9 protein-coding genes are annotated in these 12,561 nt (G+C 65.9%); all 9 read right to left on the bottom strand.

The genetic code is table 11. The annotated features are described in order from the left end of the window. Nucleotides 1-248: 248 nt before the first annotated feature. Nucleotides 249-3,365 carry an efflux RND transporter permease subunit gene (locus JAB8_RS15395; RefSeq protein ID WP_070290507.1) on the bottom strand — a complete coding sequence of 1,039 codons (3,117 nt, stop codon included), beginning with the start codon at nucleotides 3,363-3,365 and terminating at the stop codon, nucleotides 249-251. An 8-nt stretch (nucleotides 3,366-3,373) separates the two neighbouring features. Next, nucleotides 3,374-4,558: an efflux RND transporter periplasmic adaptor subunit gene (locus JAB8_RS15390; RefSeq protein WP_070290506.1), complete on the bottom strand. Its 1,185-nt coding sequence runs from the start codon at nucleotides 4,556-4,558 to the stop codon at nucleotides 3,374-3,376. A gap of 13 nt (nucleotides 4,559-4,571) precedes the next feature. Beyond that, complete coding sequence (locus JAB8_RS15385; RefSeq protein WP_254679526.1) at nucleotides 4,572-5,987, bottom strand: efflux transporter outer membrane subunit; 1,416 nt, start codon at nucleotides 5,985-5,987, stop codon at nucleotides 4,572-4,574. After that, entirely contained in the window at nucleotides 5,984-6,706 is a 723-nt protein-coding gene (locus JAB8_RS15380; RefSeq protein ID WP_070290505.1) for a CerR family C-terminal domain-containing protein, read from the bottom strand. Before JAB8_RS15380 ends, JAB8_RS15385 begins: the two co-directional genes overlap by 4 nt. Before the next feature lie 262 nt (nucleotides 6,707-6,968). After that, a complete protein-coding gene (locus JAB8_RS15375; protein WP_070223490.1) occupies nucleotides 6,969-8,330 on the bottom strand; it encodes a response regulator in 1,362 nt (453 codons plus the stop codon). Between the two features lie 142 nt (nucleotides 8,331-8,472). Next, on the bottom strand, nucleotides 8,473-9,207 hold the full coding sequence (locus JAB8_RS15370) for a 2OG-Fe dioxygenase family protein (RefSeq protein ID WP_070223489.1): 735 nt from the start codon (nucleotides 9,205-9,207) through the stop codon (nucleotides 8,473-8,475). Nucleotides 9,208-9,310: 103 nt separating this feature from the next. Then, nucleotides 9,311-11,347 (bottom strand): TonB-dependent receptor, encoded by a 2,037-nt coding sequence (locus tag JAB8_RS15365; protein WP_070290504.1) that lies wholly within the window; start codon nucleotides 11,345-11,347, stop codon nucleotides 9,311-9,313. A 14-nt stretch (nucleotides 11,348-11,361) separates the two neighbouring features. Continuing rightward, nucleotides 11,362-11,850, bottom strand: coding sequence for a DUF6702 family protein (locus JAB8_RS15360; protein WP_070290503.1), 489 nt, complete (start codon nucleotides 11,848-11,850; stop codon nucleotides 11,362-11,364). A gap of 265 nt (nucleotides 11,851-12,115) precedes the next feature. Continuing rightward, on the bottom strand, nucleotides 12,116-12,561 hold a 446-nt coding region (locus JAB8_RS15355), incomplete at its 5' end, for an IS1595 family transposase (RefSeq protein ID WP_139143059.1).

Below are 12,561 nucleotides of genomic sequence, written 5' to 3'. Positions count from 1 at the left end.
CGGGACGGCGGCTGCCACGTCGGCTGCCAGGCCGGCGCTGGCGGGGGTGGTCTTGTCCGAGCAGGCGCCGAGCAGTGCGGAGGCTATCAGCAGGACGAGCGGGGTGCGGTAATTCATAGGCAGGGCAGATTGCGGTCATGGAGAATGGGCGCAGTATGCCAGATAGATGAAAGCGAGGGAGCGCGGCCTGGCGGCCCGTCCCTCGCTTCCTTGCCCGCAGGGGGCGTTTTTGCAATCAGCCTTGGCGCTTATTTTTCCAGCGCCACCCTGTCATCGCGCCGCAGCGGCGCCTTCTGGCGGCGCAGTTTCGCCATGCCGCGCTTGAGCAGGTGCTCCAGGTCGTCGATGTAGGTGAACACGGCCGGTACCACCAGCAGGCTCAATAAGGTCGAGGTGATCAGGCCGCCGATGACGGTAATGGCCATCGGCGAACGGAAGCTGGGGTCGGCGCCCCAGCCCAGCGCCAGCGGCATCATGCCGGCGCCCATGGCGATCGTCGTCATCAGGATGGGCCGGCTGCGCTTGTGGCAGGCGTCGACCAGCGCGTCGAAGCGGTTCATGCCGGCCTGGCGCGCCAGGATCGCATAGTCGACCAGCAGGATGGAGTTCTTTGTGACGATCCCCATCAGCATGATCAGGCCGATCATCGACGGCATCGACAGGGCGCTGCCCGTGATCAGCAGCGCCACGAAGGCGCCGCCGATCGACAGCGGCAGCGCCGCCAGGATGGTCACCGGCTGCATGAAGTCCTTGAACAGCAGCACCAGCACGCAGTAGATGCACAGCACGCCGATCAGCATGGCCAGGCCGAAGCTGGCGAACAGCGAGGCCATTTCCTGCGCGTCGCCCAGTTCGGCGATCTTCACGGACGGCGGCAGATTCTTCATCGACGGCAGCGCGCGCGCTTCTTCATTCAGTTCGCCGAGCGTGCGCGAACCGAGTTCCACGTCGAGGGTGACGTTGCGGCTGCGGTTCAACCGGTCGATCTGCGCCGGGCCGCTTTCCATCGTCACCGTGGCCACGTTCGCCAGGCGCACGGGGCCGTTCTTGCCGGGCACGGTCAGGCGCTCGATGGCGGCCAGGTCGGCGCGCACGCTGTTGGGCAGCTTGACGCGGATCGGCACCTGCCGCTCGGGCAGGTTCATTTTCGTCAGGTCCGTGTCGTAGTCGCCGGCCGTGGCCACGCGCACGGTCTCGCCGATGGCTGCCGCCGTCACGCCCAGGTCGGCCGCCTTGGCGAAATCGGGGCGCACGATGATTTCCGGACGCACCAGCGAGGCGCTGGAATTGACGTTGCCGATGCCTTTCAGGCCGCGCAGTTCACGCTCGACCTTTTGCGCCGCGGCCATCAGCGCCACCGGGTCTTCCGAGCGCAGCACCAGCTGCATCTTGACGCCCGTGTCGGGCGGCCCCACCGTGAAGCGGGCGCCGGGGATCGTATCGAGCTTGTGGCGCAGCTGCGTTTCCAGGTCCGCCATCGATTCCTTGCGCTCCGTGCGATGCACGGTGGTCAGGGTCAGCACGGCGCGGCGCGCCTCGGCCGCCGCGCCGGGGGCGAAGGCGTCGCCGCTGGAGCCCCCGCCGATCGAACTGAAGACGCCCTGTATGCCTTGTGTGCGCATGGCCGCGTCGCGCGCCATGGCTGCCACGGCCTGCGTTTCGCCGAGGGTGGAGCCGGGCGGCAGTTCCAGGTTGATCTGCGTCTGCGCGCGGTCGGCGGCCGGCACGAAACCGGTCGGCAGCAGCGGCACGAGCGCGATGGCGGCGACAAAGAACAGGGCCGCGGCGATGGCCGTGATGCCGCGGTGGTTCAGGCACCAGCGCATGACCGTCAGGTAGCGCGTCATCAGCCAGCCGTCCTGTTCCTCCTTGTGCGGCAGCGGTTTCAATATGTAGGCCGCCATCATCGGCGTGAGCAGGCGCGCCACCACCAGCGAGGCCAGCACGGCCAGCACGGCCGTCCAGCCGAACTGCTTGAAGAACAGGCCGGGAATGCCGCTCATGAAGGCCGTCGGCAGGAACACGGCCACCAGCGCGAAGGTGGTGGCGATCACCGCCATGCCGATTTCGTCGGCCGCTTCCATGGCCGCTTCCATGGGCGACTTGCCCATGCGCAGATGGCGCTCGATGTTTTCGATTTCCACGATGGCGTCGTCGACCAGCACGCCGACGACCAGCGCCAGCGACAGCAGGGTGACGGTATTGAGCGTGTAGCCGAACCAGTAGATGCCAAGGAAGGCCGGCATCACGGACAGGGGCAGGGCGGCGGCGGCCACCAGGGTGGCGCGCCAGTCGCGCAGGAACCACCACACCACCAGCACGGCCAGCAGCGCGCCTTCGTACAGCAACTCCATCGAACCGTCGAAGTTTTCCTCGACGGGGAAGGCGTTGTCGATCGACTGCTGCAGCACCACATTCGGGTTTTCCTTTTGCAGGTCGGCGATGGCGTCGCGCGCGCCCTTGGCGACGGCCACTTCGCTGGCGCCCTTGGTGCGGAATACCTCGAAGGCGACCACGGTCTTGCCATCCTGCTCGGCCAGCGCGCGCGGTTCGGCAATGGTGTCGCGCACGGTGGCCACCTGGTCCAGGCGCACATGGCGGCCGTCCGGCAGCGGCACTTCCACGCGCGACAGTTCATCGGCCGTTTTCACGGTGGCGATGGTGCGCACCGACTGCTCGGCGCCGCTGACGTCGCCGCGGCCGCCCGGCGCTTCGCGCTGCACCAGGCGCAGCTGGCGCGAGACGTCGAGGGCCGAGACCTTCAATGCCGCCATGCGCGCTTCGTCGAGTTCCACCTGGATTTCGCGGTAGACGCCGCCCACGCGGTTGACGGCGCCCACGCCGGGCACGGTCAGGAGGCGCTTGGCGACCGTGTTGTCGACGAACCACGACAGGTCGGGAGAGTCGAGCGGGTTGTCCACGCCGGGTTTTGCCGTGGCGATAAAGGTCAGCACCACGCGCCCGGCCGTGGACGCCTTGGTGACGGTGGGATCGCGCAGCTCGGCCGGCATGTCCGCCTTGACCCGCGCGACGGCGTCGCGCACATCGTTGACGGCTTCGGCGATCTGCTTTTCCAGAATGAATTCGACGGTCACCGTGACGACGCCATCGAGCACCTTGGTGTAGATGTTTTTCACGCCTTGCAGGGTGGCGACGGAGTCTTCGATCTTGCGCGCCACTTCCGTTTCCAGCTGGGCCGGCGCGGCGCCGGGCAGCACCGCGCTGACGGTGACGATGGGCAGTTCGATGTCGGGGAAATCCTGCACCGGATTGGCCTTGTAGGCCAGCAGGCCTGCCAAAGTCAGCAGCGCGAACAGCATGATGGCCGGGATCGGATTCTTGATCGAGAGAGAGGAAAAATTCATGGCTTGCCTTACTTTTTCGCTGCCACGGCGGCCGGCGCAGCAGGCTTGGCTGCCGCCGGTGCCGCTACCGGGGTGGCGACATTGCGTACCAGGTCGCCGTCATTGAGGAAGCCGGCGCCGCTGACGACGATGGTCGTGTCGGCCGTGATGCCGCCTAAAATCTCGATGCGGTCGCTCAGGCGCCGTCCGGCCTGCACCTTGATCTGGCTGACCCGCTGGTCGGGATTGAGGCGGAAGACATAGCTGAAGCCGTCGCGCACGGCAATCGCCTGCTGCGGCACCGTCAGCGCGCCCGAGGTGCCCAGTTCAAATTCGCCGCTGGCGTACATGCCTGCCTTGAACGGCGCATTGTTGCCCGTGCTGGCCGGCAGGTCCACGTACACGAGGGCGGAACGCGTCTGCGGGTCGACCGTGGGGGCGATCATGCGCACCTTGCCCGTCAACACGCTGCCATTGGCCGCCTTCACTTGCGCCAGCGTCCCTGGTTTCAAATTGAGCAGCTCGGTGGCCGTCACTTCGGCGCGCCATTCGAGGCGGCCCTGGCGGATCATGCGGAACAATTCCGTGCCGGCGCCCACCACCGAGCCCACGGTGGCCGAGCGCGAGGAAATGATGCCGCTGTCGGGCGCCACCACCTGCGTGTATTTCAGGCGCAGCTGCTGCGACGCCAGCTGCGCCTTGGCGGACGCGATGCGCGCGTTGGCCGTCTGTTCTGCCGTCAGGTACTGGCTGATCTGCTGCGCGCTGATGGCGCCCGTGCTTTGCAGCGAGCGGGCGCGCTGCGCGTTGGCTGCCGCCTCGGCCGCATTCGCTTCCGCTTCCAGCACGGCGGCCCTGGCCTGCGCCACGTCGGCGTTCACCGTGTCGTTCGAGAACACGGCCAGCACCTGGCCGGCGCGCACGACGTCGCCGACATTCACGCGCACGTCGGTGAGGCGCAAGCCGTTCGACTCGCTGCCGATGACGGCTTCCTGCCAGGCGGCGACGTTGCCGTTGGCGCTCAGCTTGATGGGCAGGCTGGCCGTCTGCGGCTTGGCCGTGGTGACGGTCAGCGCGGGTTTTTGCGCCGCCTTCTTGTCCTTCGCCTCGTCGGCTGCCGTGGAAGCAGATGGGTACAGGGCCACGCCCGCGCCCAGCATTACGCAAAGGGCGGCCAGGGCGAATGCCGTGGGTGTCAAAATCAGTTTTTTCATGTTGTCGTATCCGTCAAGGTGCGTTGTTGGCGATGGCGCTGCTGCCGTTCCAGCCGCCGCCGGCGGCGCGGTACAGCGCCACCCAGGCGGCGCTGCGTTCGCGCTCGAGGTTGACCACCGTGTTTTCGGCGGCCAGGCGCGTGCGGCGGGCGTCTTCCAGTTCGATCAGGCTGGCCAGGCCGTTCCTGTAGCGGTCTTCGGTGGCGACGAACGACACGCGGTAGCCTTCCAGCGCGGTTTTGGCATGCTCGCTGCGCGCGTCCGTGCTGGCCAGGTTGACCAATGCTTCTTCCACTTCGCGCACGGCCTGGCGCACGCCGGCGCGGTATTTCACCACGGCTTCGTCGTAGCGCGCCGTGGCCGCGTCGACCTGGGCGCGGCGGGTGCCGCCGTCGAAGATGGGCAGGCTGACGGCCAGCGGGCCGATGCTCCAGGTGCTGGCCGTGATGCTGGTGCCGCCGGCGCTGATATTGCCCTTGCCGATCGAGCCTGCCAGGCTCAGGCGGGGATAGCGCTGCGCCTGCGCGCCGCGCACTTCGAAGCTGGCGGCCGCCACTTCGCGTTCGGCGCTGTAGATGTCGGGACGCTGGGCCAGGGTTTGCGCCGGCAGTTCCGCTATCGCCACGGGCGAGGGCAGGATGGCAGGGCTGGCCGCCAGCTTCTGGCGCAGCGACGCTTCCGGCATGGCAGACAGGGCCACCAGCGCCTTGATGTTCACGTCGCAGGCGGCGCGCTGTTCGATGGCGCGGCTGGCGCCTTCGGCGGCGCTGGCGCGGGCCAGGGCGGCGTTGGCGGGCGGCTGGAAACCGGCGCCGGCGCTCAGCTCCGTCAGGCGTGCCGAGTCGCGGCGCGAGGCCGCATCCTGTTCGGCCACGGCCTGCAATTGCTGACAGGTGCGCAAGGCGTAGTACTGGTTCGCCACTTCGGCGGCCACCGAGACGCGGGCCTCATGCCAGAGCGCGCGCGCGCTGCCGTAGCGCTCCTGCGCCGCGTCGCGCGTGGCGCGATTGGCCCCAAACACGTCGATTTCCCACGACGCCTGCAAGGCCGCCTGCGAGGTGGTGCCGCTGGGCTGGGCCGATTGCTGGCTGGTGCGCACCACGCTGCCCGTCGCGTCGAGCTTGGGCGCCAGCGCGGCGCCGCTGGCGATGCTGTCCGCGCGCGCCTGCACGATGCGCGTGCCGGCGGCGGCGATGGTGGGGCTGACCTGCTGCGCCTCGGTGATCAATTCCACCAGCAGGCTGTCGCCCTGGCCCTGCCACCAGCTGGCCAGGTCCGTCAGCTTGCCGTTGTGCGGCAGCGGCGCCTGCCACTGCGCGGGTGCGCTGGCGGCCACCGCGGCGGGCGGCCCTTGCAGGGCGCAACCGCCCAGCGCCAGCACGATGCCGGCGGCCAGGGCGCGTTGAACGGTGCATCGAATAATCGTCATGCTGGTCCTTCTGCTTGTCGTTGAGTGGTAGAGGGGGGAGTGGCCAGGCGCCGGCGTTCCACGTCGGTCATGGCCAGCGCGTAGTCGGTCAAGCGCGCCAGCCAGGTGTCGATCGCGTGCGGCGATTCCAGCAGTTGCGGGCGCAAGGTGTGCAGCACGTCGGCGCCCACCATGTGCTGCAGGGCCAGCGAGGCGATGGAAAACGCCAGCCGGTGCATGTCGTCGCTGTTGGCGGGCGCGCCCAGGTGGCGCGCCAGCACGCGCGTGAGCGCCTCGTGTTCGGCACGGATGTTCTGGTCGACCTCGCGCGCCCACAGGCCCGTCGGTTCGAGCATCTCGCGGCACCACAGGCGCATGCAATCGCGCGCGATTTCTCCCTGCTGCATGGGGGCGAGCAATTGCGCATAAAAGCCTTCCAGACTTTGGCGCAGGGTGAAATGCGGTTGCTCGTACAGGGCGATATTGTCTTGTGGATTCGATAGTTGATGGGAGAAGGCGGCGCGGTACAGGCCCGCCTTGTCGCCAAAATAATAGCGGATGGCCGCCGCGTTGGTGCCGGCCGCCTGCGCCAGTTCGCGCGTGGACGTCTTGGCGTAGCCCTGCCCGGCAAACAGGCGGATGGCGCTATGCAGCAGGCGCTCGCGCGACTGCTCGCCATCGGAGCGGGGCTTGCGCCCGTCGTCGGCGCTTGGTGTTGGGGAAATGTTTTTTTCAATCATGTCGGAGATTTAATCATATATCTCAAACGATTGATATAACTAAATCGCTTGATTTAGTTAAGGAAAGATGAAGATGCGGTAAAACGCGGGCAAAAAAAAGCCCGCGAACTGGCGCGGGCTGAATCCAATGTTCAGGGAACGAATTGGAGGAGACAGTTCCACTATAGCGCTGAAAATGGTGCGGTGCAATACCGTAGAACTACTGTATTCATCTCTTGTTGATGGCAAAAAAACAGCATTTCATGCTGCGGCGCACAGAAACTCAGGCCTTGCTGCGCAGTGCCAGCGTGAAGGTGCTGCCGGAGCCGTAGTCGCTGTTGAAGAACAAGGCGCCGCCGATGGCGTTGGCCAGGTTCTGGCACAGGTACAGGCCCAGTCCCGCGCCTTCCACGTGGCGCGTGGAGGTGGAATCGAGTTGCGAGAAGGCCTGGAACAGCTTGGCCTGGTCTTCTTCCTTGATGCCGGCGCCGCTGTCGGCGATGCTCATTTCCGTCACCAGCATGCCGTCTTCCTCGCGCTGGGCCAGGCTGATGCGCACCGTGCCCTGTTCCGTGAACTTGATGGCGTTGTTGAGCAGGTTGATGAGGATTTGCGTCAGTGCGCGGCGGTCCGTCTCGATGATGGCGGGCGACCGGCCCGCTTCGCCCAGCGCCATTTCCAGCGCCAGGCCCTTTTGCTGGGCCAGCGGGCGCAGGGTGTCGGCCACTTCGGCCATCAGATCCTGGCAGTGCACGGGTTCGATCGACAGGGTCAGTTTGCCCGCCTCGATCTTGGCCACGTCGAGAATGTCGTTGATCAGCGAGAGCAGGTGACGCGCGCTGGCGCGGATGGTGTTGAGCTGCTTGTCCTGGTCCGACGTCAGGGGGCCGGGCAGTTTCATCAGCAGCGCGCCCGTGAATCCAATGATGGCGTTGAGCGGCGTGCGCAGTTCATGCGACATGTTGGCGATGAAGGCGGACTTCATGCGGCTCGCCTCGGCCAGTTCCAGGTTTTTCAGGGCGATTTCGCGGTTGATGGTTTCCAGTTCGGCCGCATGGTGCGCCAGGCGCATGTTCAGCTCGATCACCTGGCGTTCGCGCGCCTGCAGTTCGCCGTTGACCTGCACCGCCTGTTCATATGTGGAAATGAGCAAATCGAGGATTTGCTGGCGCTCCGCATTGATGAAGTGCTTCTGGTCGCCCAGGTACAGGGCGATGCCGATTTCCACATTCTGGTTCTTGCGCAGCTTCTGGTTCATCAGCATGTGGCTGATGCGGTTGAGCAGGTAGTCTTCCGCGTAAGGCTTGCGGATGAAATTGTCGGCGCCGCACTCGATGCCGCGGATGATGTCCTTCGGGTCGTTGAGCGAGGTGACGAGGATCACGGGGATGTCGCGCAGGGTCGGGTCGGACTTGATGGCGCGGCACAGGTCGTAGCCATTCATTTCAGGCATGACGATATCGGACAGCACCAGGTGCGGCTTGCGCTCGCGGATGGCGGCCAGGGCCAGCTGGCCATTCGCCGCCACGCGCGCGTTATAGTGCAGCGACTGGATCAGGCGGCGCAAGCGCTCCGCCTGGGTCGGGCTGTCCTCGACGATCAGGATCTCGATTTCGTCAGGCTTGATTTGGTTGTTGGAGTCCACAGACCTCTCCTAGGATTTCAGTGTGGTGATGCTGGGCGCGGTGAGCGCGCAATATCGACATCGTATGACTATATCGGATTTAGGTCTGTAAAAGTAACTTCCAAGTAACTATTTTGCCCACAGGGAATGCTGTGGCCGCCTGTCAGTTTTCGCCCTGGAACTGGCCGGCGCGATAGGTCAGCACGAGGGTGTCGCGGTGGCCGTGTTCGCCGATGGGCTGGATCGGCGTCGATTCGTGGATCACGGCAGCGTCGTCGAGCAGCAGCAGCGACCATGGCTCGGTCAGGGTAAAGCGCTTGCCGTTGGGGCCCTCCGCTTCGAAGATGCGCGTCTCGCCGCCCTTGACCTGTTCGCGCCCGATCAGCAGCACGGCGACGAAATCGACGCCGTCGCGGTGCGCGCCTTCCGGCGTGGGGCGGCCGATGCCGTCGGTCGTATCGATGCGGAACTGGTGCGCCTCGATGAACCACGGCTGGCGGCCCTTGACCTGCGAGCAGGCGTCGCCCAGTGCGCGAATCAGCTGCTGCCAGGCCGCTTGCGCGACGATGGCCGGGTCGACCGGTTCGAACAGGCGGTGCATGCCGCCGTGCAGGGCGTTGTATTCCACCGGCTGCCAGTGCGGACGGTGCGCCGTCTGCGTCAGGCGCTCGCCATCCTGCACGAAGCACGAATGGCGCCGGCGCCGATAGCGGCCGCCATCCTTCAGGTAATTGTCCAGCGCCAGGGTATCCCAGCTTGGTTCCAGCGCGCGCAGCGCGTCCAGCGGGCAGCCGGCCAGCGCGGCCACGTCCTGCGGGCGCAGGACGGCATAGCCGTCATCGCGCAAGGCTTCCTTGACGTGGGACGGGGCGGTAAAGATCGGTGCGGAAGTGCTCATGGCGGTGCCGGCCGCAATGCGGCCTGTCTCAGTTTATCCAGCCTGGCATTCTACGACTTCGCGGCGTTTCCTGTGCAGTACGACAGGAATTATTCTTGTTGAGTTAAAAATTCTTTACCAGGGTCATACGCAGCGAGCGCGATTCCACCGGATGGAAGTGGATATCGTCCACGGGCTGCGCTTCGCCGGGCAGGCGCGAGGCATAGTAGTAATCGATGGCCGCGTCGCGCCGGTTGGCCAGGTTGTAGCCTTCCACTTCCATGCGCAGGGTCTTGTCGATCCGGTAGGCGATGCGCCCGTTCAAGCCCACGCTGGCGGCGGAGCGCACGCTGTTGTCTTCCACCAGGGGGCGCGGGCCGAAGTAGCGCAGGCGCAAGGAGCCCGACCACGGTCCCGGCGGCGTCACCGTCATGGCCAGCTGGGCCACGCCTTCGATGGCGCCGGGGATGAAGTCGCCCGCCGGGTCGCTGCCGCGCGAGCGTGCGCGCGCATACGCGAGGTCCAGGTCCAGCGACAGCCAGCGGGCCGCCTTGTAGTAGCTGGAAAACTCGATGCCGTAGCGGCGGCTGGGGCGGCCCGCCTGCGTGGCGCCCGCGTCACCGATGAACAGCAGCTCGGAATCGAAGTCCAGGCGGTACAGCGACAGCGAGGTTTGCAGGCCGGCGATGGCGGCGCTGCGCAAGCCCAGTTCCAGCCCGCGCGAGCGCACCAGGGGCGTGACCTTGCCAGCCGCCTCGCCCGTCTTCGGATCGACCGTGATGGTCGTGCCGCGCGCGTCGTTACTGTGAAAACCGTTGCCGATGTTGACATACGCTTCCGTGTCGCGCCACGGCCCCGCGATCACGCTCAGACTGGGGCTGAACAAATGGTCGCTGGCCGTGCCCGAATTGGCGGCGCGGTCGCTGCGCACGTCGAAGCGGTAGGCGTCCGCGCGCAGGCCGGCCACGGTGCGCAGCGATCGCGACCAGCGCGTGCTGTTTTCGCCATACACGCCGATGCTCGTTTCGACGAGATGGTCTTGCCGCGTGGTCGACAGGACCTGGCGCTGGCGCGTGTGGTACAGGCCATTGTGGATATTGTCGTTCTGCAGTTGCAGGCCGATGGTGGTGTCGCTGCTGCCCCGGTCCGTGTGGCGGTGCCAGGTGTGGCTGGCATCGAGGCCGGCCGTCACGCGCCGGTCGGGCTGGGCGAACTGGTCGCCGTTGAGCGGATCGTCCATCGCATACGTAAAATTCGAGAACAGGGCCAGGCGGTTGGCGATCACGTACGCGCTGACCCTGGACGACACGTCGTCCGTCGTCTGGCGCCAGGCGCTCGACAGGCTGTAGCGCTGCGCCTTGCCGCCGTCGCTGGCATCGACGGCGTCGAAGCGGCCCAAGTTGCCGTCGCGCACGGCGCGCAGCGGAATCTGGTCGGTGGCGTTCCAGCTGGCGTCGTATGCCATGGCCGTGACGTTGAAGCCGTTGTTGGCATAGCCTTCGCTGTAGCGCAGCACGCCATTGCGCTTGCGGTAGCGGTCCGGCTGCGTGAACGGGCCATCGTTGTGCTGCGCTTCGAGCGCGTACAGCAGGCTGCCGTCGCCCGCATCGATGGAGTCGGCCAGCAGAGCGCGGCGAAAGCCGTTTTGCCCGATGCCCGCGCTGGCGATGCCTTGCGTCAGGCGGTTCGCGTAGACGACGGACGCCGCGCCCGCCGAGGAAAAATCGCCTTGCGCCGCCGAATACGGCCCCTTCTTGTAATCGAGGCGCATGGCCAGTTCGGGGATCAAAAAGTTCAGGTCCGTCCAGCCTTGTCCGTGGCCATGGCTGCGCTGGTTGACAGGCATCTCGTCGACCGTGGTGCGCAAGTCCGTGCCGTGATCGAGGTTGAAGCCGCGCAGGTAGAACTGGTTGGCCTTGCCCTCGCCGCTATGCTGGCTGACGATCAGCCCCGGCACGGCTTCGAGCAATTCGCCGGGCCGGTAGCTGGTGCGCGCGTCGAGCTGCTGTTGCGTGATGCTGCCCGCGTTGGCCGAATCGGCCACGCCCAGCTGGTTCAGGCGCGAACCGTCGACCAGCACGCGCTGGAAGAGGTCGTCGGCGTGGGCGGCGGTGGAGGAAAACAAGGCCGCGAGGAGGAGGGGAAGGGAGCGTGGCGTCATGGGTATGCCGGGGATTAGCGGATCGGCCATTCCGTGTTCTGGCGGTCGAAGATCAGCGTCTGGATGCTGCCGCTGTCCTGCACGTTGAGGGTATTGCGCTGGCTGGGCAGGAAATCGATCAGCAACTGGTTATGAATGCGCGTGGCGGGGGCCAGGCGCGTGCGTTCGATCTCCTGGAAGATCACCACGTTGTCGGCATTGACCTTCATCCCGACCCAGTTCAGGCGCAATCGCCTGCCATCCGGCGCCACGAGGTAAAACTGTTTTTCGACATAGCGGCGCAGCGCCGCTTCGCTGTCTTCCTGGCCCAGGTCGAACCGGCGCTGGTACAGATTCGTCAGCAGCGCCTCGACGTCGTGGCCCGTGTAGGTGTGGACCACTTCCGTGCTGCCGCTGGCCGCGTTATAGCTGATGTCGGCGATGCCCATGTGGAAGTTATGGGCAGCGGCCGCCATGCTCGCGCAGGCCACCGTGACGGCCGTCAGTGCACGCCAGCGCTTCATGCCGCGTCGCCCTTGGCCGGGCCATTGCTCTTGCCTTTCAACGGTGGATGAAAATCGCGCATCAGCTTCTCCTTGGGAGATTTTTTCGCTCTTGAACAGTTCCACACGCGAAGGCGTGACCTTGCGCGCAGGAGGCGGTGCGGTAGGTCTTCGGGGGAGCAGAAAGGTATGCGCATGGTCACCCTGACGTTGTTGTAAGGAAATAGTGGCAACTATTCTATACGCAGGGTGGGGCCATCCTTGTTTTGATCTGCAATAAAGAAGGCTATGTCACCATCAGATGTGGGAATGCTCCCAGTGTTGCCTTCAATAATGTTTCCGGGGAGCGGATGCGCCCGGCGTCCAGTATCCAGCGCCAGCCCAGGTAATTCGGCAGGTAGCGCGTCGCCACGCCGTGAAAGGGGCGTAGCCATGCCCGCAAGCGGCTGTGATACGCGTTGACGTTCTGCACGTGGGCGGCGCCCTGCACGCGGATGCCGGCGCGCACATTGACGGCCTGGTGGCTGATTCCCGCTTCCTTGGCAAAGGCGCGATAGGCGGCATGGCCATCGGTGAGCAACAGGATATCCTTGTCGATCATGGGCAACAAATAATGGCGCACTTGCGCCTTCGTCAGTGCTCCTTTTCCGGTGACGAAATCGAGGGTCTGCCCCGTGCGGTCGCGCGCCACCAGGATGCAGACCTGCTCATTGGAAATGCCACGCCGGCGGG

It is taken from the genome of Janthinobacterium sp. HH106, assembly GCF_001758725.1.
Lineage (GTDB): Bacteria > Pseudomonadota > Gammaproteobacteria > Burkholderiales > Burkholderiaceae_D > Janthinobacterium.
Note: the sequence above shows the minus strand (reverse complement) of the source record. Positions and strands in the feature narration are given on the sequence as shown.